The sequence below is a fragment of the Flavobacterium sp. N502536 genome, from assembly GCF_025947345.1.
Taxonomy (GTDB): Bacteria; Bacteroidota; Bacteroidia; order Flavobacteriales; family Flavobacteriaceae; genus Flavobacterium.
This window is the reverse complement of record NZ_CP110011.1, coordinates 185,054-206,260: the sequence shown is the minus strand read 5'-3', so window position 1 is coordinate 206,260 and position 21,207 is coordinate 185,054. Positions and strand designations below refer to the sequence as shown.

At 38.8% G+C, this 21,207-nt stretch carries 16 protein-coding genes and 2 pseudogenes; 8 read left to right on the top strand and 10 right to left on the bottom strand.

Translation table 11 applies throughout. The features are described from left to right. Positions 1-85: 85 nt before the first annotated feature. From OLM61_RS00870 to OLM61_RS00845, 6 genes are all read right to left on the bottom strand, one after another. Positions 86-1,348: a YeiH family protein gene (locus tag OLM61_RS00870; protein WP_264524655.1), complete on the bottom strand. Its 1,263-nt coding sequence runs from the start codon at positions 1,346-1,348 to the stop codon at positions 86-88. Positions 1,349-1,517: 169 nt separating this feature from the next. After that, the gene (locus OLM61_RS00865; RefSeq protein WP_264524654.1) at positions 1,518-2,237 is read right to left on the bottom strand and encodes a thioredoxin domain-containing protein; all 720 of its coding nucleotides are present in this window, start codon (positions 2,235-2,237) and stop codon (positions 1,518-1,520) included. Between the two features lie 5 nt (positions 2,238-2,242). Further along, positions 2,243-3,313 (bottom strand): sterol desaturase family protein, encoded by a 1,071-nt coding sequence (locus OLM61_RS00860; protein WP_264524653.1) that lies wholly within the window; start codon positions 3,311-3,313, stop codon positions 2,243-2,245. Between the two features lie 195 nt (positions 3,314-3,508). Next, positions 3,509-5,428 carry an arylsulfatase gene (locus tag OLM61_RS00855; RefSeq protein ID WP_264524652.1) on the bottom strand — a complete coding sequence of 640 codons (1,920 nt, stop codon included), beginning with the start codon at positions 5,426-5,428 and terminating at the stop codon, positions 3,509-3,511. A 31-nt stretch (positions 5,429-5,459) separates the two neighbouring features. Continuing rightward, positions 5,460-6,932 (bottom strand): RagB/SusD family nutrient uptake outer membrane protein, encoded by a 1,473-nt coding sequence (locus OLM61_RS00850; RefSeq protein ID WP_264524651.1) that lies wholly within the window; start codon positions 6,930-6,932, stop codon positions 5,460-5,462. 15 nt (positions 6,933-6,947) lie between these two features. After that, entirely contained in the window at positions 6,948-10,079 is a 3,132-nt protein-coding gene (locus OLM61_RS00845; protein WP_264524650.1) for a SusC/RagA family TonB-linked outer membrane protein, read from the bottom strand. Positions 10,080-11,209: 1,130 nt separating this feature from the next. On the opposite strand from OLM61_RS00845, the gene glp reads away from it, so the two are divergent. The 8 genes and pseudogenes from glp (at position 11,210) to moaA (ending at position 17,660) form a co-directional block, all read left to right on the top strand. Further along, positions 11,210-12,382: a gephyrin-like molybdotransferase Glp gene (gene glp / locus OLM61_RS00840; protein WP_264524649.1), complete on the top strand. Its 1,173-nt coding sequence runs from the start codon at positions 11,210-11,212 to the stop codon at positions 12,380-12,382. Positions 12,383-12,656: 274 nt separating this feature from the next. Beyond that, positions 12,657-13,403: a sulfite exporter TauE/SafE family protein gene (locus OLM61_RS00835; RefSeq protein WP_264524648.1), complete on the top strand. Its 747-nt coding sequence runs from the start codon at positions 12,657-12,659 to the stop codon at positions 13,401-13,403. A gap of 166 nt (positions 13,404-13,569) precedes the next feature. Continuing rightward, a complete protein-coding gene (locus OLM61_RS00830) occupies positions 13,570-14,142 on the top strand; it encodes a molybdenum cofactor guanylyltransferase (protein WP_264524647.1) in 573 nt (190 codons plus the stop codon). A gap of 6 nt (positions 14,143-14,148) precedes the next feature. Beyond that, positions 14,149-14,937: a uroporphyrinogen-III C-methyltransferase gene (gene cobA, locus OLM61_RS00825; protein WP_264524646.1), complete on the top strand. Its 789-nt coding sequence runs from the start codon at positions 14,149-14,151 to the stop codon at positions 14,935-14,937. 2 nt (positions 14,938-14,939) lie between these two features. Next, a complete protein-coding gene (locus OLM61_RS00820) occupies positions 14,940-15,176 on the top strand; it encodes a MoaD/ThiS family protein (protein ID WP_264524645.1) in 237 nt (78 codons plus the stop codon). 136 nt (positions 15,177-15,312) lie between these two features. Further along, positions 15,313-15,744, top strand: coding sequence for a molybdenum cofactor biosynthesis protein MoaE (locus OLM61_RS00815; RefSeq protein ID WP_264524644.1), 432 nt, complete (start codon positions 15,313-15,315; stop codon positions 15,742-15,744). Between the two features lie 9 nt (positions 15,745-15,753). Further along, a pseudogene (moaCB, locus tag OLM61_RS00810) lies at positions 15,754-16,584 on the top strand (bifunctional molybdenum cofactor biosynthesis protein MoaC/MoaB); the annotation flags it as partial. A 69-nt stretch (positions 16,585-16,653) separates the two neighbouring features. After that, positions 16,654-17,660 (top strand): annotated as a pseudogene (gene moaA / locus OLM61_RS00805) (GTP 3',8-cyclase MoaA). A 113-nt stretch (positions 17,661-17,773) separates the two neighbouring features. Here the strand turns inward: moaA and OLM61_RS00800 are convergent. From OLM61_RS00800 to OLM61_RS00785, 4 genes are all read right to left on the bottom strand, one after another. Beyond that, complete coding sequence (locus tag OLM61_RS00800; protein WP_264524643.1) at positions 17,774-18,469, bottom strand: hypothetical protein; 696 nt, start codon at positions 18,467-18,469, stop codon at positions 17,774-17,776. Positions 18,470-18,997: 528 nt separating this feature from the next. After that, entirely contained in the window at positions 18,998-19,621 is a 624-nt protein-coding gene (locus OLM61_RS00795; protein ID WP_264524642.1) for a class I SAM-dependent methyltransferase, read from the bottom strand. Between the two features lie 3 nt (positions 19,622-19,624). Then, on the bottom strand, positions 19,625-20,338 hold the full coding sequence (locus OLM61_RS00790) for an endonuclease/exonuclease/phosphatase family protein (protein WP_264524641.1): 714 nt from the start codon (positions 20,336-20,338) through the stop codon (positions 19,625-19,627). A 160-nt stretch (positions 20,339-20,498) separates the two neighbouring features. Further along, positions 20,499-21,158 carry a response regulator transcription factor gene (locus OLM61_RS00785; protein WP_264524640.1) on the bottom strand — a complete coding sequence of 220 codons (660 nt, stop codon included), beginning with the start codon at positions 21,156-21,158 and terminating at the stop codon, positions 20,499-20,501. Between the last annotated feature and the right edge of the window lie 49 nt (positions 21,159-21,207).

The following is a 21,207-nucleotide window of genomic DNA, read 5'->3' as shown; positions in this document are numbered from 1 at the left end:
TAAAAATAGAAATTTATGATTTTTTTAGATAACTATGCTTTTTATTTTTTGTGGAATGTTTTGGGGTAACAAAGGATTCCGATTGTTATTTGCCAAACAGTAAAAAAGCAATGATCAGGGTGATAATGATATTGAATAATTGCGCGATTAAAAAGGCATACAGTGGTTTTCGGCTGCTATGGTTCCATAAATCTTTAAAGCGGGTCTCTAGTCCAATACTGGTAAAAGCCAATGCAAACCAGATCGTCTGCAGGTTTTTTAAACTGTCTTTTACCTCGTCTCTAACCTCTGCCGTCAGCAGGAAAGAAAAGAGGAGTGAAGCGGCAATAAAACCGATGACGAATTTCGGAAAACGTTCCCAGATCACAGCTAAAGTAGGTTTTGAAGTAAGGGCAACGGCTGATTTGTTGTGGGTGTACGTCCAGTAAACCGATATGGCAAATGCCGCCAGTCCTAACAATACATTTTGAGAGAATTTGACAATCGTACTAATTTTCAAAGCCGTTTCGCCTACTAATGAACCGGAAGCCACAACAGCACCCGAGGTATCAATACTGCCACCCAGCCAGGCTCCGGTTACTTCTTCTGGGAAATTGAAGTATTGGGCAATTACAGGCATGAAAATCATCATGGGGATAGCGGTTACCAAAACGACAGAAATTACATAAGACAGTTTTTTAGAGTCGCCTTTAATAGCACCTGATGTGGCAATCGCAGCAGAAACACCACAGATCGAAACAGCGCTTGAGATCATTAGGGTTAACTCATCGTCGACTTTTAGTTTTTTACACAGCCAAAAGGCAAAGTACCAAACCGATAGCACTACTGCCAGTGCCTGAAGAAGCCCGAGGGAACCGGCTTTTAGAATGTCTGAAAAAATAACCGTGGTTCCCAGTAAAACCAATCCGATTTTGACAAAAACTTCTGTCGAAAGTGCCGAACGGAACCATCGAGGCAGTTGGAAAAAGTTGCCTATGCATAAACCTATGATTAAACTGAAAATGACCGCTTCGAGGTTGAGTCCTTTTACCGTTGTGTTTCCGGAGATGACCAAAGCTAAAAGGGTTAAAAGATAGACTATCGGGAACCCCAAGAGAAAATTTTTGACCGATTTTCCAATTAACAAAACACCAAGTGTTCCAATCGCAGTCAGATATATAAATTGTAAGCCAAGGATTTTCAGATTTCCGGAATTAAATACTTCCGCTAGTAAATCTGTTCCGGTTGACCATTTGAAAACAGGGATTTCAGGAAGAAAAACAAAAAGGGAAATTCCGATGATGATAAACCCAAGGACTACGACAGTCCAGTCTTCGTGAAGGGTAAATTGTTTGGTTTGGGATGCCATTTTATGGGTTGTTTTACTGTATTAAACCCGACAGGTTTTGAAAACCTGTCGGGTTTGTGTTGATTATTTTGTAGAGGAGAATGTTTATTTATTAAACGCAAGCCGAATTAAACCCGACAAGTTTCAAAAACCTGTCGGGTTTGGTTTGTATTCGATTATTTAGCGGTTTTTATTTCGAAGCCAAAGCGACATCAACATCATTTTTTAAATCACCCAGACCTTCTTTTTTGAAGACAATTTTTCCTTTTTTGTATAAAATCAAAGTCGGGAGTACTTTTACGGTTTTTAAATCGGCAATTACCTGCGGACTGTCTTCCAGATCAATTTCGATGATTTTTAAATTAGTGCCGTATTGTGCTCTGATGGTTTCTAAAACCGGTTTTACTTTTTTGCAGGCACCACAGTAAACAGAACCAATATCAACGAGAACGTCATTGTTTTCAGCTATAATTTTGTTGTATTCGGCTAAGGTTAGTTTACTTTTTGAATTGGAGTAAAAGGGTTTTCCGTTTCCAATCCAATTGGCAATTCCGCCCTCTAAACTGTAGGCTTCTTTAAAACCATTTTTCAGCAACTCGTCTGCGAGCCATACACTTCTTCCGGCTCCAATGGAATAGGTAAAAACAGGTCTTGTTTTATCTAAGGCAGCAACACGTTTGGCGTAATCTTTTGATTCCAGATTAAAGTTTTGAGCGCCATTGATATGGTTCAGCGCAAATTCTTCGGGACCACGGGCGTCAATGATCTGGGGCTTTTTCTCGCTTTGAATTTTAGCATAAAAAACGTCTAAAGAAACAGTGTTGGATGCTTTTTGCTGCGCAAAGCCAATTCCGGATAAAAACAGTATCACAATGGCAATACTGTTTTGGAGAATCTTATTTTTTTTCATGACCTTTAAGATTGAACCTGCTCGTAGTAAGCCGGATTTGGAATGGTATTTTCTGCTTTTTGTCGAATAGGAACGGCTAGTACTCCTTCGGCCAAAGCACTTCCTTCTTTTTTGGATTTGAAAATCGGCCAAAGAAACTGTGCGTACCATTCTTCTTGCTTGTACGATTTCATTCCGTATGATTTTGGGAATTTTCGAGTGATCAAGCCTGTTCCGAAAATGATATCCCAGATGAAAAACATATTTCCAAAATTGCCTTTAAAATGTCCAACACCGTCTCCGCTGGTGTCAGCGTGGTGCGCGTGATGGGTTGCGGGCGTCGAAATTAAACGTTCTAAAACCCATGCAATTGGATGTAAAACTTTGTATTTGTAAAAAGGTTTGTCCCACGCAATGCTGGAGTGCGCCCCTAAAGTAATGAAGCTTTTGATGACCAATACAAACAAAGCCGGCAATCCTAATCCTAAAAAGGTTAGAGTTGCGGTTAAGTAAATTTGAGAAAAGAAAATCGTATAAATAAAATTTTGTCTGGATGCCATTGCCATACCCATGTAAGGTGCGGAGTGGTGCGTTCGATGAAAACGCCATAAAAAAGGAACCTGATGATGCAAACGGTGGTACCAGTATTGCGTTAAATCGTCGGCTATTGCGATAAGGAAAAAGCCTCCCCAAAACGGAACCCACGAAAGCGAGTTGGCAAGATTAGGGATTAAGTACGGCAATGCCGTCAGACTAAAAAAAGCAATCACGGGAGGCAAAAGCAATTTGGGAGCCAGAAAACAAACGATATCGACTTTGCGTTCTTCGCCCGTCCATTGGTCATCGTACAAACCTGCTGTAAATTCGATAATCCCCAGAATTAACATAAAAGCAGTTAATCCCCAAGTTCTGATGTTTTCGAAAGCGGGTTTTGCAAATTCTAAAAATGACGGTAACGTCAGATGAGATTGAGTGACCAAACCATTCGTCAATTTGAAATAAAGAAAAATTGCCACGACAGGCAGTGCATAAATAAGGAGACTAATGCTTAAATCTCTGGTAAGTTTGCTCTTTGAATTATAAGCTATTGTTGCCATGATTTCTTATTTTAAAAAGTTATTAATTAATGTTAAACCTCCCGCCAGAATAATTAGCGGAACTAAAAAAATTATCGCTCCCACGATGATTTTTTTCCCTATAATTTCGAAATCTGTTTTTTTCATAATGATGGAATTAAAAGCGATTCAGGTTTTTAGAACGTTGTCAAAAGACCTGAATCGCTAGTGGATTACTTATTTAGAATTTCCCGGTCTGGTAGCTTGCTGAATAAGGTCTTGCAGTGTTTTACCTTTGTCGGCTGTAGTATTGTGTATTCTTCTGTTGTACACATCCTGCCAGTCGATCAGCGGATAAACATTGTTTTCTTTGGCTTGTTCATCAAACAGTTTTTTTAGTTCAGCCAATTTTTCAGGGTATTTTTTAGCGAGGTTATTACGTTCGTTGAAATCTTCGTTGAGGTTATACAGTTCCCATACATCGGCATCAAAGTTGCTTTCGGCAGGTTTTTCGTTTTTACCTAAAGATTTTTTCACAGCAAAAGAATCCGGAAGGTGTGCTGCTCCCGCTTTCCAGCCATCTTTGTAAATGGCTCTGTTTCCAAAAATATAGTAGTATTGAATGGTGTGTAAAGAGGGTGCCTTGGCATCGTTTAGTGAAGCGTAGAACGTAGAGCCCTGAAGCGCATCTTGTTTTATTTCTCTAATATATTCCGGAGCTTTAATTCCTGCAATGTCTAAAGTGGTTGGCAATAAATCGGTTACGTGGCTGTACTGATTTCTGATTCCGCCTTTGTCTTTAATTCCCTTTGGATAAAAAACAATCAACGGGTTACGTGTTCCCCCTTCCGATTGTGCATCTTGTTTCCAGTTTTTAAAAGGAACGTTTGTTGCCTGAGCCCATCCCAGTGGATAGTTGGTGTTCAGTCCTTTTGAAGTTCCGATTTCTCCAATATTGTTTAGATTTTTCTGAAGATTTTCTTCATCAGATCCGCCCTGAGCAAACAAACTCTGATTGATTGTACCCTGCGTAGTACCTTCTTTACTCGCACCGTTGTCGCCAATTGCAACAAAAATTAAAGTATTCTCCAGCTGATTGGTTTGTTTCAAATGTGCTACGATTCGTCCAATTTCGTGATCGGTATAGGTAAGGTATCCGGCATAGACTTCCATGAATCTGGCGTAGACTTTCTTTTGATCCGGTGTTAGTTTTTTCCAGTCGGCAATCAGTGGATTGCGTTCCGGTAAGATGGCATTAGCAGGAACTACGCCCAGTTTTTTCTGGTTGGCCAATACTTTCTCGCGATAGGCATCCCAGCCTTCATCAAATTTTCCTTTGTACGGATCGCTCCAGGATTCTGCCACCTGATGTGGTGCGTGAACCGCTCCCGGGGCATAGTACAAAAAGAAAGGTTTGTTGGGTGCAGCTTTATGCTGTTTGGTAATATAACTGATGGCTTTATCAGTAATCTGATCGGTTAAATGTCTTCCGTCAGGCGTAACATGTGCATTGTCTTCTACCAAATCAGGTTTGTACTGATCGGTTTGAGATCCTAAGAAGCCAAAAAAGTGTTCGAATCCTTTTCCGGTAGGCCATCTGTCAAAAGGTCCTGCATCGGTCGCTTCTTCATCAGGAGTCAAACCGTATTTTCCTACTGCAAAAGTATTGTATCCTTTGTCTCTTAAAATTTCGGCAATGGTACCTTTATCAGATGGGATTCTTCCATCCCAACCCGGGAAACCTGCCGATAAAACGGTATGTGAAAATCCGCTTACGTGTACTTTTCCTGAATTTCTTCCGGTTAAAAGAGCGGCGCGGGTAGGGGCACAAATAGCAGTGGTGTGAAAGTTGGTGTAACGCAGACCATTGTTGGCCAGATCATCAAAAGTTGGCGTTTGAATCAAACCTCCAAAAGCACTTGAAGCTCCAAAACCAACATCATCCAGCAGTATCCAGACAATATTTGGTGCGTCTGTCGGTGCTTTCACAGGATCGGGCCAATATTCTTTTGAATCGGCCAGCGTTTTTCCGACAACACCTTTAAAATCAGGATTCGGATTGTTTTGTGCAAAACTCAATTGTGCGACAAGCAGCGCAGTGATTAAGAGCCCTTTTTTCGGACTCTCAATTTTACGAGGGTATTTGAAATTTTTCATAATTTATTCGTTTTTATAGTTGTGGTTTGAATTAATATCCGGGGTTTTGTGGCAATCCAACAGGATCAATATTTCTTTCGCTTTGCGGAATCGGGTATAAATTATTTCGTTCGGAAACGGAATTTTTCGCCAGTACTTTTTTGACTTCGGTAACCAAAGTTCCCCAACGAACCAAATCAAACCAGCGTTGTCCTTCCTGAACAAATTCTTTTTTGCGTTCTTCCTGCAGGGCTGCTCTAAACGTTGTTTGTGTCAATCCGGCTAAATCTACTGTTGCATCGGGTGTGTTGATGGGTTTTCCAAAAGCTCTCCTTCTTACCTGATTGATTAATTCATAAGCTTCAGCTGTGGGTGGCCCCTGTTCGTTTATCGCTTCTGCTAACGACAGTAAAATGTCGGCATAACGAATCACCGGAAAATTGATGGCGACATTAGACGGGGTAGCCAGATTGGTTAAATCGAGGTATTTTTTAAAGATTGGTTTTGGAAATGTATAAACGTTTGCGGTACCCGGAATTGGTAATTGTTTGGCATAACTTACATCGCGTCTGGTATCTCCGGCGGCATAAATGTCATAGAACAAAGCGACATCCGAAATAATATCAGCAGGTTCTGTGGCAGTAAATCCGGTAAAAGAAGTGGCCTGAAACGTACTTCCACTGGAGCCGTTTCCAGCCTGATTAGGCTCAAACTGAACCGAGAATATATGTTCCTTTCCGTTCTTTTTAGTTTTCGTGAAAATATCCTGAAAATTTTCAAAAAGGGCATATCCGTATCCACCGTTAATGACTTCTCTGGCTTTTAAAATCGCATTGGGATAGTCTTTTCTGGTAAGGTAAACCTTTGTCAGAATAGCTTTCGCAGCTCCCGATGTAGCACGTCCCGCATCTGTTGCAGCATAAGTAGACGGCAGCGCTTCGGCCTCTTTTAAATCTGAAATAATCTGAGTATAAACTTCCTGTACCGTCGCTCTTTTCGATTTTAAACTCTCTAACTGAATCGAAGTAGGTTCGTGCAAAACAATTGGAACTCCGCCCCAAAGTCGTACGGCCTGAAAATACAGTAACCCTCGGATGAATTTAGCTTCCAGAATCAATCTGCTTTTAACAGCATCTGAGCCAACTACTTTTGGAATGTTATCGATCGCTACATTGGCTCTGTTTATTCCGGCATAGATTTGGCGCCACGCTACCTGAACACGATCAGAAGTAGCGTCATGGGTCAGACTGCTTAAAGCCCTAACCTGTGGATTGGTTGCCGAAACTCCCGCGGCAGCATAATCAGAAGCCATATCGGTCAGGAAATATAAATTTCGTCCAAACAAACTCTGCTCTCCCGGATCAAGACTTAGTGAAGCATAGACCGCTGTTACGCTTGCTACGGCATCGTCCTGGGTTTTAAAGTAGTTGTCTTCGGTTACAAAAGAGGTAGGTGTGACCTCTAGATCGGTGCACGATACCAATAGTCCGGCACTTAATAGGAATGTTAGAATTATCTTTTTCATGTTATATTTTTTTACTTAGAAAGTTACGTTCAGGCCGGAGATGAATGTTTTTGAATTTGGATACGAACCAAAATCAATTCCCGGATATAAGTTGTTTTGTTCGTAGGAACTTACCTCAGGATCATAACCTGTGTATTTTGTCCATGTAATTAAGTTTTCGGCAGAGACATAAAATTTGATGCTTTTAGCTCCCAGTCTTTTCGAAAGGCTTTTGGGTAAAGTATAGCCTAAGGTGATTAATTTTAATCTCAGGAAAGAAGCATCTTCCACATAACGTTCTGAAACAATTCCCAGTGGAGAACTGGTGGCTCTCGGAACTTCATTGCTTGGATTTGTTGGGGTCCAGCGATCTTCCAGCGTAACATTGGCATTGGTACCCAGCGTAGAAATTTCCAGTTGCTGATTTAAAGCATTGAATACTTTACCGCCATAAGATCCCTGGAATGAAAAGTTAAGATCAAAGTCATGATACGAAACCGTGTTGCTAAAACTTCCCACAAACTTAGGTTGTGAGCTTCCCAGATTGCCTTTGTCCAAAGCTGTAATTACGCCATCTCCATTGGTATCAACATATCTTCGATCTCCAACTTTTGTGTTAGCCAAACTGTTTATTTTGGGCTGAGTGTTTACTTCTTCCTGTGTCTGAAAAATACCATTGGTTTTGTATCCCCAAAAAGTTCCCAATGGCAATCCTACTTTTACCGTTACCGGTTGTTGCTGCAGTAAAGAACCGTTTGGTACTACAGGGAAAAATTGATCGACTCCATTTCCAATAGAAACGACTTTGTTTTTATTGGCAGAGAAAACGATGTTGGAATTCCATGAAAAGTTTTCTGTTTTTAGATTTTCGGTGATCAAACCAATTTCAATCCCTTTGTTTTCAACCCCTCCAATGTTTTGAAGTACCGTTGCATATCCTGAAGTCAACGGAATCGGTACATTGATCAACAAATCGTTTGTTTTTTTGTAGTACACATCAAAAACAAAATTGATTTTGCGGTCTAACAAGGATAAATCCAATCCAACATTGTATTGATTTGTTTTTTCCCATTTCAGATCCGGATTGGCCAGTCGGGTAGGGGCTAGACCCGTTTGTAGTGTTCCTCCGAAAGCGTAGTTAACAGAGGCCATTTGGGCAAGGGAAAGGTAATTCCCAATTTCCTGGTTACCGGTTGTTCCGGCAGTTATTCTTAACTTCGCTTCGGTTACTCCTTTGATGTTGCTTGCAAAAGATTCATCGGTAATATTCCACGAAAATCCTGCTGATGGGAAATACCCCCAAAGTGACTTCGAACCAAATCTTGAAGATCCGTCTGCACGGGCAGAAAGTGTAAAATTGTATTTTCCTTTATACGAATAGTTGACTCTGGTTAGCCAGGATTTTAAAACACTTTCGAAAGCATCGGTATACGGTTTTACGGGCACACCATCCTGCAAAGCGCTGAAAGTATTGGCATCATTAACAAAAAATTGAGCTCCTGCATTCACAACTTCCCCCTGTGTATATTGAAGGGTATAGCCACCCAAGGCTGAAAATTTGTGGTTTTCACCAAAATTAGTGTTGTAATTCAACGTATTTTCATTCAGTACAGAGCTTACTAAACGGTCTCCAACCGAACCAAAACCTTTAGTTCCTGCACCTGTAGTGGTAGTTGCCGGTGCATAGTAATTTTGCTTGGTATTGATCACATCGCCGCTGACAGCCACTTTTGCGGTTAGTTTTTTGGTGATTTTATATTCGCCAAATAAACTGGTCAGGATTCGGTTGATTTTAGTTTCATTGGTGGTGCTAACAAGATCGTTTATCGGATTGGCAATGACTCCGTTAACCGCTGTTGCATAAGGATTATTGGTCAAATTATAGCTTCCGTCGGGATTTTTAATCGGAACTACCGGTGGCTGATACAAAGCGACTACTAGCGGATTAGGCTGTCTTCCGGCAGAAGAACCGCCATTGGTACCAATACCATTTGCAACCGAATTGCTGTAGTTGGCATTCACTCCAAATTTAAAATTCTGAGAATAGTTTCTTTCGTAATTAACACGAAGCGAAATACGTTTGAAATCAGAGGCAATTACAATTCCGTCCTGTTGGAAATAACCTGCTGAAACAGCATAACGAGAACGCTCGTCACCACCTGAAAAAGACAACTGATGATTCTGAATAGGTGCAGCCGTTCTAAAAGCAGCCGATTGCCAGTCGTATCCTCCCGAAGTTTTTAAAGCTTCGATCTGAGCAGCAGTAAAAGAAGGAGCCTGACCAATACTGGCCTGAACATCATTGCGCAGGCTTGCCCATTGGCTGGCGTTCATTAAATTTAGTTTTTTTGATACATTCTGAAACCCAACATAACCCTGATACGAAATATTGTCCTGACCTTTTGTTCCTTTTTTGGTTGTGATGATCACCACGCCATTTGCCCCACGGGAGCCGTAAATAGCCGTTGCAGAGGCATCTTTCAGTACTTCAATAGATTCGATATCACCCGGGTTAATCGTTGAAAGGACATTGACAGTCGCTCCGGCGTTGGAAACTCCTGCCGTACTGTTGTTATTGTCGTTGTAGATTAAAATTCCGTCCACTACATAAAGCGGTTCGTTACCGGCCGTAATAGAGTTTCCTCCTCTAATACGAACACTGGAAGAGGCTCCGGGACGTCCCGAACTTTGTGTGACTACCACCCCCGGTATGGCACCGCGCAGTAAGTTATCTGCCGATGAGGTAACCTGACTTAAATTGGCCTTTGGTACGGAGGACACAGCACCCGTAATGTCTTTTCTCTTTTGAGAACCATAACCAACAACCACCAATTCGTCCAGTTCCTGACGTTCTTCTTTTAGATGAATGGTAATTGGATTTTTTTCGACTACAACTTCTAATTTTTTATATCCGATGTAGCTTATGATTAAAGTATATGGGAACTTTTGTCCGGTTTGAAAGTAAAATTTTCCTTCGGCGTCTGTCTGAACACCGTGTGTAGTTCCTTTAATCACAACAGAAGCGCCAATAATAGGCTGGTTGGTGATGTCGTCTACGACTGTTCCATCCAATTTCGATTGTATAAGTGGTGTTGTATTTTGGGCATTAATTCCTGCCGATAGCAGCAGGAGAAACAGGAATGAGTATATTTTTAATTTTTTTTTCATTTCTTTGTACTGGTTTAAGTAATTAACAAGAAGCCCTGAAAGTTGAATTTTCAACTCTCTGATGGTATTCTTGATTTAGTGATAAATGTTCTTTAAGCCTCGCCATTTCTGTTGCCGCAGAAATGGCTTTTTTTATTTACAGCAACAGCCTTGCATATTTTTCATTTTGTTTTTTTTAGTTGTTAATTATTTTCTTTTTAAAGTATAGGTATAGTTTCAGTACTCCTTTTGATACAAATGAATGCATCAAACGACTTGGAAATTTCAATAAAGATTTTGTGGTGTATTTAAAAATTCGTTTTTAAAATGATTCGGTACAAAAAAGGAATCGAATGCAAACGAAAAAAGGCTGAGATTTAGCAACAGAAGCACATATAACAAAAAGTGTTATAAGTATATTTTTTAGGAAGAATGTAATACGATATGCTTTCGGTTGTTTTCAAAATATAATTTTTTTGGTTTCAAATATTATTTTAAACTCTACTAATCCTATAGACAAAGTTAATTTTAATATAATAAAAACCAAAAGTTTGCTTCTTTTTTTTTGAAAAAGATAAAATTTTGAGGTGTTTTTTATTTGTAAAAATAAGTTAATTATTTGTTTTTCAATGAATTGTGTTTTTAAGCAAGATGTTAAAAAAAAGTATAAGCTTCTATTTTTCCAATTAAAAAATGTAGTACTTTATACTTAATTTTCTAATTTTTAAGATCTTATCTCATTTTAAAATAAGGTAAAAACGTCAGCTAAAAGTCGTTTGCGTCTTCAAAAGAAGAATTTTTTTAAAAACGTAACTTTTATAGGTACGACTTTATTATAAGAATGATGGTCGGAAAATGCATTTTAGGTTGAGGTGGAGATAATGAAGTAGAGAAATTAATTAAAGTATTGTGAATTAGTTGTTTGTGTGTTAAGTTGTGCGTAATTTTATAGGTTGTAGGATCGTCCGAAAGGGAATTTCCGGAACAAAGAAACCAAAACCTCCGATCCTAAAAAGCTATTTGATTTTTTCGGGGAGTAATCCAAAGAATTAAGCTAAATTTATATTCTTAAAAAAGTGATAAGAGAGACTTGTGAGAAGTAAAAATTTATGTTTTTACAAAAAGTGTTTTTTGCTTAAAAAACAACCGTTATGATTAAAGTTGAAGAAGCATTACAAAGAGTTGAAGCGAACTGTGTCAAAATGCCCACGAAGCGAATAGCGATACGCAAAGCATTGGGTTATGTTTTGGCCAATAAGGTGATTTCGCCAATCGATATGCCGCCGTTTCGTCAATCGGCGATGGATGGTTATGCTTTTATTCACAGTATAAAACATCAGTACGATATCGTAAGTACTTCTCAGGCGGGCGATCATTCCAATTTGAAATTAAAGGCCAATGAAGCAGTCCGAATCTTTACCGGTGCTTTTGTACCCGATAATGCAGATACGGTAGTAATGCAGGAGCATGTGATCGCCAATAAAGATTCTATTTTGATTGCTGTTATGCCTTCAAAAGGTACAAATGTTCGCTTAAAAGGAGAACAAATTGCGAAAGATCATGTTGTTTTTGAAGCAGGAACTTTAATAACTCCTGCGGCAATTGGTTTTTTAGCCAGCTTAGGAATCACAGAAATTGAAGTGTACAAAAAACCGAAAGTGGCTATTTTAGTAACAGGAAATGAATTAGTAAAACCTGGTGAAAAACTAAAAAAAGGAAAAATTTACGAAAGTAATTCCGTTATGCTTCAGGCTGCTCTTGAAACGGCAGGAATAAACAAAACAAAAGTCTATCGCGTAAAAGACGATTTGAAAGCGACAAAAAAGTCATTAAAAGAGATTTTAAAAAAGTATGATATTGTTTTAGTCTCAGGCGGAATTTCGGTCGGGGATTATGATTTTGTCAAAGAAGCGTTATTGCACAATGATGTCAATGAACATTTTTATAAAATCAACCAAAAACCGGGGAAACCTATGTTTTTTGGGTCAAAAAATGGAACCTTAGTTTTTGCTTTACCCGGAAACCCGGCTTCATCACTGACCAATTTTTATATCTATGTTTATCCGGCCATCAGAAACAGAATCGGGCTTTCTGAAATTCACAGAACAAAAATAGTCCGAACGCTAAATTCGGATGTTAAAAACGATACAGGCAAAACATTATTCTTAAAGGCAAGATACGACGAAACAAATGTCACAGTCTTGGACGGACAAAGCTCCGCAATGCTCAATACATTTGCCGTTGCCAACGGTTTACTAATCGTTCCCGAGGATGTTGAAGCCTATGAAAAAGGAACTTTAGTAACTGTATTGCCGATTGATTAGAAGAGTTTTAGATTTTAGATTGTAGAAGAAAGATGCTAGAAGAAAGAGAAGCTGTATGTAAATAAAACGATATTGAGGAGCAAACCTGAAACCTGAAACCTGAAACCTGAAACTTGAAACTAGATTGTAGAAGAAAGATGCTAGAACAAAGAGAAGCGGTATGTAAATAAAACGATATTGAGGAGCAAACCTGAAACTTGAAACCTGAAACCTGAAACCTGAAACCTGAAACAAATAAACAGTTAAACAACCAAGCGATTAAACAATAAAAAAAATGACCCTATTAAGTTCCGAAAACCTATTGCTATTTAGTTTTGCATTAATTGTTATTGCATTTTTATATTCTAGTGTGGGACATGGAGGAGCATCGGGATATTTGGCTTTGATGACCATTTTTGCTTTTCCGGTGGCGGTGATGAAACCTTCGGCTTTGTTGTTGAATTTGTTTGTATCGAGTATTTCGTTTTTCTTTTATTATCGGATGAATTATTTCAGGCCAAAATTGTTTTATCCCTTTGCAATCGCGTCAATTCCGGCAGCATTTATAGGTGGATTTGTCACATTAGATAACGGTATTTATAAAGCAGTTTTAGGAGTAGTCTTGGCTTTTGCAGCGTTAAGGCTGTTTGGGGTTTTTAATTTTAAAGAAAAAGAGGCTGTTAAAATTAACCTGCCGTTTGCCCTAACAATTGGTTTTGCAATCGGATTATTATCCGGAATGTTGGGAATAGGGGGCGGTATAATTTTAAGTCCTATTTTATTGTTTTTGGGATGGGCGTCCGTAAAAGAATCAGCGGCCATTTCGAGTTTATTCATATTTGTGAATTCTTTTGCGGGAATGTTAGGCTTTTTTATGGGCGGAAAAACAATCCCTGTCGAAAGTTTTTATTTGGTTCCAATTGCAGTTGTGGGAGGAGTATTGGGAGGATTTTACGGAAGTGGTTATTTCTCAAACAAAACGCTGAAAATAGTTTTAGGAACTGTAATTTTAATGGCAAGCGTCAAATTGATTTTTCCTTAATAATGGAATACTAAAAAGAGAGTAGGAATGCTAGGTCTATCCCTTAAAGTGAAACTTTCTCTCATTTCAACTTGAAACCTGAAACTTGAAACTTGAAACCTGAAACCTGAAACAAAGAAAACCTGAAACTTGAAACAAGAAAAACCTGAAACAAAAACTAAAAACCATGGAAACACTAACAGCATTTATTCTTTGTGGAGGAAAAAGTTCCCGGATGCAGTCAGAGAAAGGATTGGTTTTGTTTCGGGGAAAGCCTTTTATAGAACACATCATCAGTGCGATTTTGCCTGTTACAGCAGAAATTAGATTGGTTACGGCATCAAAAGAGTATGATTATCTCCCGTATCAAAAAATACCCGATGTTATTGCAGATAAAGGACCTTTGGGAGGGATTTACACTGCTTTATTACAGTCTGAAACCGAATTTAACCTGATTTTGAGCTGTGATATTCCGTTAATTTCAACAGAATTATTACAGGAGTTACTCTCAAAACATACGGAAGAAGCCGGAATTACCGTTTTTGCTTCAGAGAGTCGAATGCATCCACTGATTGGAATTTATTCCAAAAAGATGATCCCTTTTATCAAAAAGGCTATTGATACGGATGCACTAAAAATGATGGATTTACTGGCGGGAATACCGCATCAGATTATTAATCTGGATGAAAGTGAGATTATTCCTTTGACCAATATTAATTCGGCTGACGAATTAAATGATTTGAATGCCAATTTAAGTTAAAAGATTATGCAAAGCTTAAAAATACCAAAACTAACGATTGTAGGCGCAGGACCGGGTGATGCTGAACTGATTACGATGAAAGCGATAAAGGTTTTAGAGCAGGCCGATGTGGTTTTATATGATGCTTTGGTCAATGAAGAATTGTTAGCTTATGCATCAAATGCCGAAATTATTTTTGTGGGAAAACGACTGGGCTGCCATGCTTATACACAGGATCAGATTAACGAACTGATTGTGTCAATGGCAAAGCGACACGGACATGTGGTTCGTTTAAAAGGAGGCGATCCGTTTGTTTTTGGAAGAGGAAGTGAAGAAATCGAATTTACAGAACAATTTGGAATCGAAACGGCAATTGTTCCCGGAATTTCATCTGCGTTGGGAGTTCCTGCCTCGGCTGGAATTAGTGTTACACAGCGCAAAGTGGCCGAAAGCTTTTGGGTCATTACCGGAACAACCTCAGATCATAAGCTGTCGAAGGATATTCATCTGGCTTCTAAATCGGATGCGACCGTTATTATTTTGATGGGAATGCACAAATTAGAGGAGATCATTTCTATTTATCAGCAGAACAGAACCGACAATCTTCCCATTGCCATTATTCAAAACGGAACGAAAAAAACAGAACAAAAAGTGATTGGAACTATTGGTTCAATTGCTAAATTGGTTGCTGAGAAAAATATAACATCGCCGGCTATAATTGTCATTGGTGAAGTAGTGAAAAATACGTCAAGCTGGATTTCTTATTTTCAGGAACATTTTGAAGATGAGTTTATTTTTCAGAATTTAAATTTATAAAAATGATTGAGATTAAATATTTTGGAGCTGTTGCCGAAAGAACCCAATGTGAACTTGAAAAAGTAGCTTTTTCTGAAGTGTCACTGCAGGAACTATTGCGCGATTTAGACCAGAAATACCAATTTGATTCGCTTGTTTTCAGCGTAGCGGTAAATCAAAAAATAGTTTCAAAAACAGTAGACTGTACGTTGCAGACCAATGATGTGGTTGCTTTATTGCCTCCATTTGCAGGAGGATAATCAAAAAACAGAGCGTCTGTAAAGAAGTGAAAAAACATACAGATTTATTGGCTACGAATTCACGAGTTTTTTTTTTGAAATAGAATTCGTGGCCAAAGAAAAATCTTTTTAATCTGTGGTAAAAAAAATAGAAGTAATGAGTAAAAATGTATTTGTAGAAGGGCCAATCAGTCCTGAATTTATAGCCGAGTCGATCGCAAAACACCAATCCAAACACACGATTGGGGCGCACAATATTTTTTTAGGACAAGTTCGTGCCGATGTCATTCATAATAATACCGTTGTGGCTATCGATTATTCGGCTTATACGGATATGGCCAACGAAGCTTTGCACACCATTCGCGAACGAGCGTTTACTAAATTTGATTTGACCTGCATGCACATTTACCATAGTCTGGGCGTTGTAAAAGCGGGCGAAATTTGTTTGTTTGTCTTTGTTTCAGCAACGCGACGCAAACAGGTTTATGAAGCAACAGAGGCTATTGTAAACTGGGTTAAAACCGATGTGCCCATTTTTGGGAAAGAAATGTTTGAAAACGATACCTTCACCTGGAAACAGAATTCCTAATAAGATAAAATGGTAGATATTACGCATAAAATAAGCACCTTAAGAAAAGCAACCGCCACCGCAATTGTAAAAGTTAGTAAACAAGAAACAATTGACGCGGTGACCCATAATTTAGTGCCCAAAGGAAACGTACTCGAAATGGCAAAAACAGCGGGATTGTTTGCGGTTAAAAACACGCATTTATCGATTCCGGATTGCCATCCGATTCCGATTGAATTTACTTCGGTGGAATATAAAATAGAAGGCCTGGAGGTTCAGATCATCTTTACGGTAAAAACCGTTTATAAAACCGGTGTTGAGGTAGAGGCGATGCATGGAGCATCAATTGTAGCCCTTACCATGTACGATATGCTGAAACCGATTGATAAAGAAATCGAAATTTCGACCATAAAATTGATTGAGAAAGAAGGCGGGAAATCGTCTTTTAAAAATAAATTTCCGAACGCAATAAAAGCGGCTGTTTTTGTTTGCTCTGATTCTATTTTTGCGGGTGATAAGGAAGATCGTTCGGGAAAAGTTATAGTCGAAAAATTAAATTCGTATGGCGTTGAGACGCCGCATTATGAAATTATTCCTGACGAACTTGCTATTATTCAGGAAAGAACAAAAACGTTTGCCAAAGAACATCAATTGGTGATTTTTACGGGCGGTACAGGTTTGTCTCCACGAGATGTTACACCGGAAGCTTTAGCGCCAATTTTAGAAAGCAGAATTCCCGGTATTGAGGAAGCGATTCGGGACTATGGGCAACAGAGAATGCCTTATGCGATGTTGTCCAGAAGCGTAGCCGGAACTTTGGGTAAGAGTTTAGTTTTGGCTTTGCCGGGTTCGACAAACGGAGCAAGAGAGTCTATGGATGCGGTTTTTCCGCATGTGATGCATGTTTTTCATGTTTTAAAGGTAAAAATCATGACAGCCTTTAACACTAGTTTGACGGATGGTTTTGGACGCAGACACAATTATCTGCGCATTTCGCTGCTGGAAAAATGCAATCTGCGTTGTACGTATTGCATGCCGGCTGACGGTATTGCACTTTCTCCAAAAGCCAGTTTAATGACTGCCGATGAGATTTTTGGCATTGCCCGGACTTTCGTGCAACAGGGTGTTGATAAAATACGATTAACAGGCGGTGAACCGCTTTTACGAAAAGATTTTCCGGAAATCATTTCAAAACTGGCTGCTCTCGATATTTCGGTTTCGATGACTACAAACGGAATTTTGATCGACCGCCATATTGAGGTTTTAAAGCAGTTTAATATTAAAAAGATCAACTTAAGTCTGGATACGCTGGTTGCGTCGAAATTTCATTCAATAACGCTTAGAAATCAGTTTGACAAAGTTGTCGACAATCTGCATTTACTTTTGAATCATGATTTTCAGGTAAAAGTAAATGTCGTTTTAATAAAAGGTTTTAATGATAACGAAATTGTTGATTTTGTTAAACTAACCCGTTTTTTGCCCATTTCGGTGCGATTTATTGAGTTTATGCCGTTTGCGGGAAACGAGTGGGACAGGAGCAGAATGGTTTCGCAACAGGAGATTCTTTCCGGGTAGAGAATGGTTTTTCAAAACAGGAAATTATAAAACTCAAAGACGAAGAAAACTTCACGGCGAGAACCTATAAAATAAAAGACTTTCAGGGAGATTTCGGAATTATAAGTTCAATTACAAATCCGTTTTGCGACAGCTGTAACCGAATTCGTTTAACTGCCGATGGAAAAATAAAAAACTGTCTTTTCTCTAATGCAGAAACCGATCTTTTAACCCCTTTTAGAAACGGTCTGCCGATAACGGATCTCATTTCAGCAGCTGTTCAAAGTAAAAAGAAGGTTCGTGCCGGAATGGTAACGATGGATGAAATGAATGATCCTGCAAAACATTTTGATAACCGCAGCATGATCGCCATTGGGGGATAAATTACAAGTAATTTAAAAAGCCCTTCTTTCAGCACTCAGAATGATATTCGGTTTGCCCGACTGAGCGAAGTCGAAGCCCTTTAAAAACACAAAAAGGTTCAACTTTTATCAAGTCAAACCTTTCTGAATATTATTTTTTTCTTTTTGGCTTTCGCTTTTTTCTGAGCTTTAGCTTTCTTTTTTGCAATTTTTTTAGCTTTTGCTTTGTCTTTCGCTTTTTTCGCTTTTTCTTTTTTCTTAGCTGCAGCTTTTAGTTTTGCTTTTTTAGCTTTTTCTTTCTTTTTATCATTTTTAGCTTTCTCTTTTTTCTTAGCTAATTTCTTTTTGGCTTTGTCTTTTTCTTTGTCTTTCACTTTTTTGGCTTTTTTAGCGGCTTTATCTTTTCCGGTTTCCTCGGTTTTAACTGCCTGATTAGTATCTTCTTCTTTTAATTTCGTAACAGTTGTTTGTACAGCAGTTTTTTCTACTGGCTTAGCGGCTGGTGTTACTACTTTTTTTACCGGTGCTTTTGCTGCCGGTTTTGGTGTAGTTGGAGTCGCTGCAGCCGTTTTTACAACCGCTTTGGCAGGTGCTTTTGCTGTAGTACTTGCAGCTTTGGTAACAGAAGCTGCAGGAGCTTTAGGGGTTACCGGTTTGGCTGCTGTTGGTTTTACCGCTGCCGTTGTTGGTTTAGCAGGCGCCGCTTTACGAACGGGTGCTTTTTTAACAGGAGTGCTGGCAGGTTTTGCAGTTTCTGTAGCCGGTTGAACAGCTTCAGGTTTTACAGAATCGATTTTTTCCGGGGTGCTTTCTTCGGGTTTGTTTTCCATATAAATGTGCTTTTAGGTAAGGTTATTATTAGCAATGTAACTAAATTGTTAAGTTACAGTTAAGTAAAGATAATTATAAAACATGGTATTCAATGTTAAGTTTTCTTATAAAAATTAACATTAAGTATTTGAAAGTGAATTGTTTGGTTTTTTAGCTGAAATGGGAAACCAAAATTTCTTAACAATTCTACATGGAAAATGGGGGTTAATTGTTGATTGTTAATTGTGAATTGTGAAATGCAAACTGTGAAATGTAAACTGTGAAATGTAAACTGTGTAATGCAAACTGTACACTGTAAACTGTAAACTGAAAACTGAGCTCATTAGCCCAGATGGGAGTGGCATCCTTTTGTGCCGGGGTTCGGGACAAAAGATACAACGGACAGCTGGAAACAGCTCCTTATATTAAATATTATTTTAGAGATTGCTCCATTGTAATGGAAGAGAGCAGGACGCAATTGTGTGAGGGGAGAGAGATGCGGTGTAGAGACGCACTGCTGCGCCTCTACGAAATGGTTGTAAAGCGAATTACTTTTTCTTCCCTATAAATCGGATAACGGAACCTTTTCCGTTGTGGAAAAGACCTTCATTGAGTTCGATTTCTTTTTCTTCCAATATGATGATCTCATAATCGGGAAAGTCAGATTGAATTTCTTCGATCGAAAACAAAGAAGCAATATCTTTTGGTCCGCCCACTTTATCGTTGATGGCCAGATATTCGAGGTGTTTTTTGCTAAACGCTTCAAAAAGAATATAACCTCCTTTGCGCAGATACTGATCGAGTGTTTTGTGGATCTCCGATTTAATTTCTGCCGGAAAGTGTGCATAGATTAAAGCGATGGCATCAAATTGTTCCGGTTGATAGTTTAAGGTTTCAAGTTCTCCAACCTGATAATTGATAGCGACATTTTGAGATTGGGCTAGTTTTAGAGCCTTGTTTTTCCCTTCTGAACTAATATCAAATGCTGAAACGTTCCAGCCTAGTTTAGCAGCAAAAACGGCATTTCGGCCTTCACCTTCGGCAGGGAAGAGAATGGTTCCGGGGTATAGTTTTTCTAAGGTTTCTTTTAAATAGTTGTTGGGCGCGGTGCCATAGGCAAATTCTTCGGTGCTGTAACGGTCGTTCCACCGTTCGGTCCAGGAGTTGGTCATGATTTATATATTGAAATTAATGATTAAAGGTTTATGATCGCTCAGCATCGTCCAGTCCTGATAAGTGCCAACTTCGACAGTATCTAAAACGGCTATAAAGTCTTGCGAGGCAAAGCAGTAATCCAAATGATAGGGTTTGTTTTCATGCCGGTAAAGATATAAGGTAGGATGCTCTTCTTTGCCCTGTTCCTGATTGAAATAGGTATGATAGGTGCTGAAAATCTTTTTTTCGCTCAGTTTATTTACAACGGTACTATGGTTTCCTTCCCTTCGGGGTTTGTCCCAAATCGTGTTGCTGTTAAAATCTCCAATCAAAATGGTTTTATGTTCCTTGATCAGATCTGTATAGTAATTAATCGCCTTCCAAACCTGAGTTACATATTGCCCGTCTTTATCCTGCGGATTATTGGCCCAAACCGCAAACAATGTAAAATCGATGGCTCCGCCCGTAACCGCTATTGGCAAAATGTTTTTGAACAGCGGATTATGACAGTCCAACAATTCAAACTTATAAGTGCTATAGGAGAAAACACCAAGTCCTTTATGGGGATTGGTTCCGTACCAAAGAATGTCGTTTGGCAATTTTGTATCGGTTTGGAATTTTAGATTTTCAGGATTTTCGCATTCAGAGATAACAGCAATATCGGCATTATAAGCGTCAAGAAAGCCTGCTTTTTTTCTGAATGCCATATTACAATTCCATGCTATAATTTTCATAAGCTGATTTTCCTGTCTGAGAAAAGACCCTCTCAAATATACCAAATTAATGAGATTTATCAAGGAATTTGCAGAACAAAAATGCCCTTTTCAGAAATCGAAAAGGGCAGGTAGAATATCGTGATTTTTGGCAAATTAGTTACGTAATTGTACGTAATTTTTATAACAAAGAATACTCGCTTGCTTTGTTTGAAAGCTCCATCAGGTTTTTTACTTTTAGTTTTTTCATTAAGTTAAAACGATGCACTTCGGCAGTACGCTTGCTGATTTTGAGGGTTTCGGCAATTTCCTTATTTCCTTTTCCGGATAATAAAAGAGACAGAATTTCTTTTTCTCTCTTAGTAATCGTGATTTCTTCGGCTAAAGCTTGTTTAGGCCCTAATGAAACAGTACAATGCACAAAGTGATGAATCAAAATTCCTGAAACATCACCGCTGTAATATTTTCCTCCATTTAAAACTGTATGTAGGGCTTTTAAAAATTCTTCTTTGCTGGAATCTTTTAGTAAATACCCTTCGGCACCTGCTTTCAATGCACCTAATACGTATTCTTCAGATTCATGTGTGGTGAGTATAATAATCTTAACCTTATTATTTTCACTTCTAAGTTTTTCGACTACTTCAATACCAGTTAAATGCGGCATACGTATGTCTAGTATAAGTAAGTCTGGCTCACTTGCAGCAACAGCTTCGAGTGTATCGATTCCATCTGTAGCTTCGCCTACAACTTCTATGTTTACTTCGTTTTCCAACAAAGATTTTATTCCATCCCTTACAAAAACATGATTATCCGCGAGGACTACCCGAATCGTTTTACTCATTATTTATTTAATTGTTACTTCAAGATGCTACGTATATTTGTCTAAATTG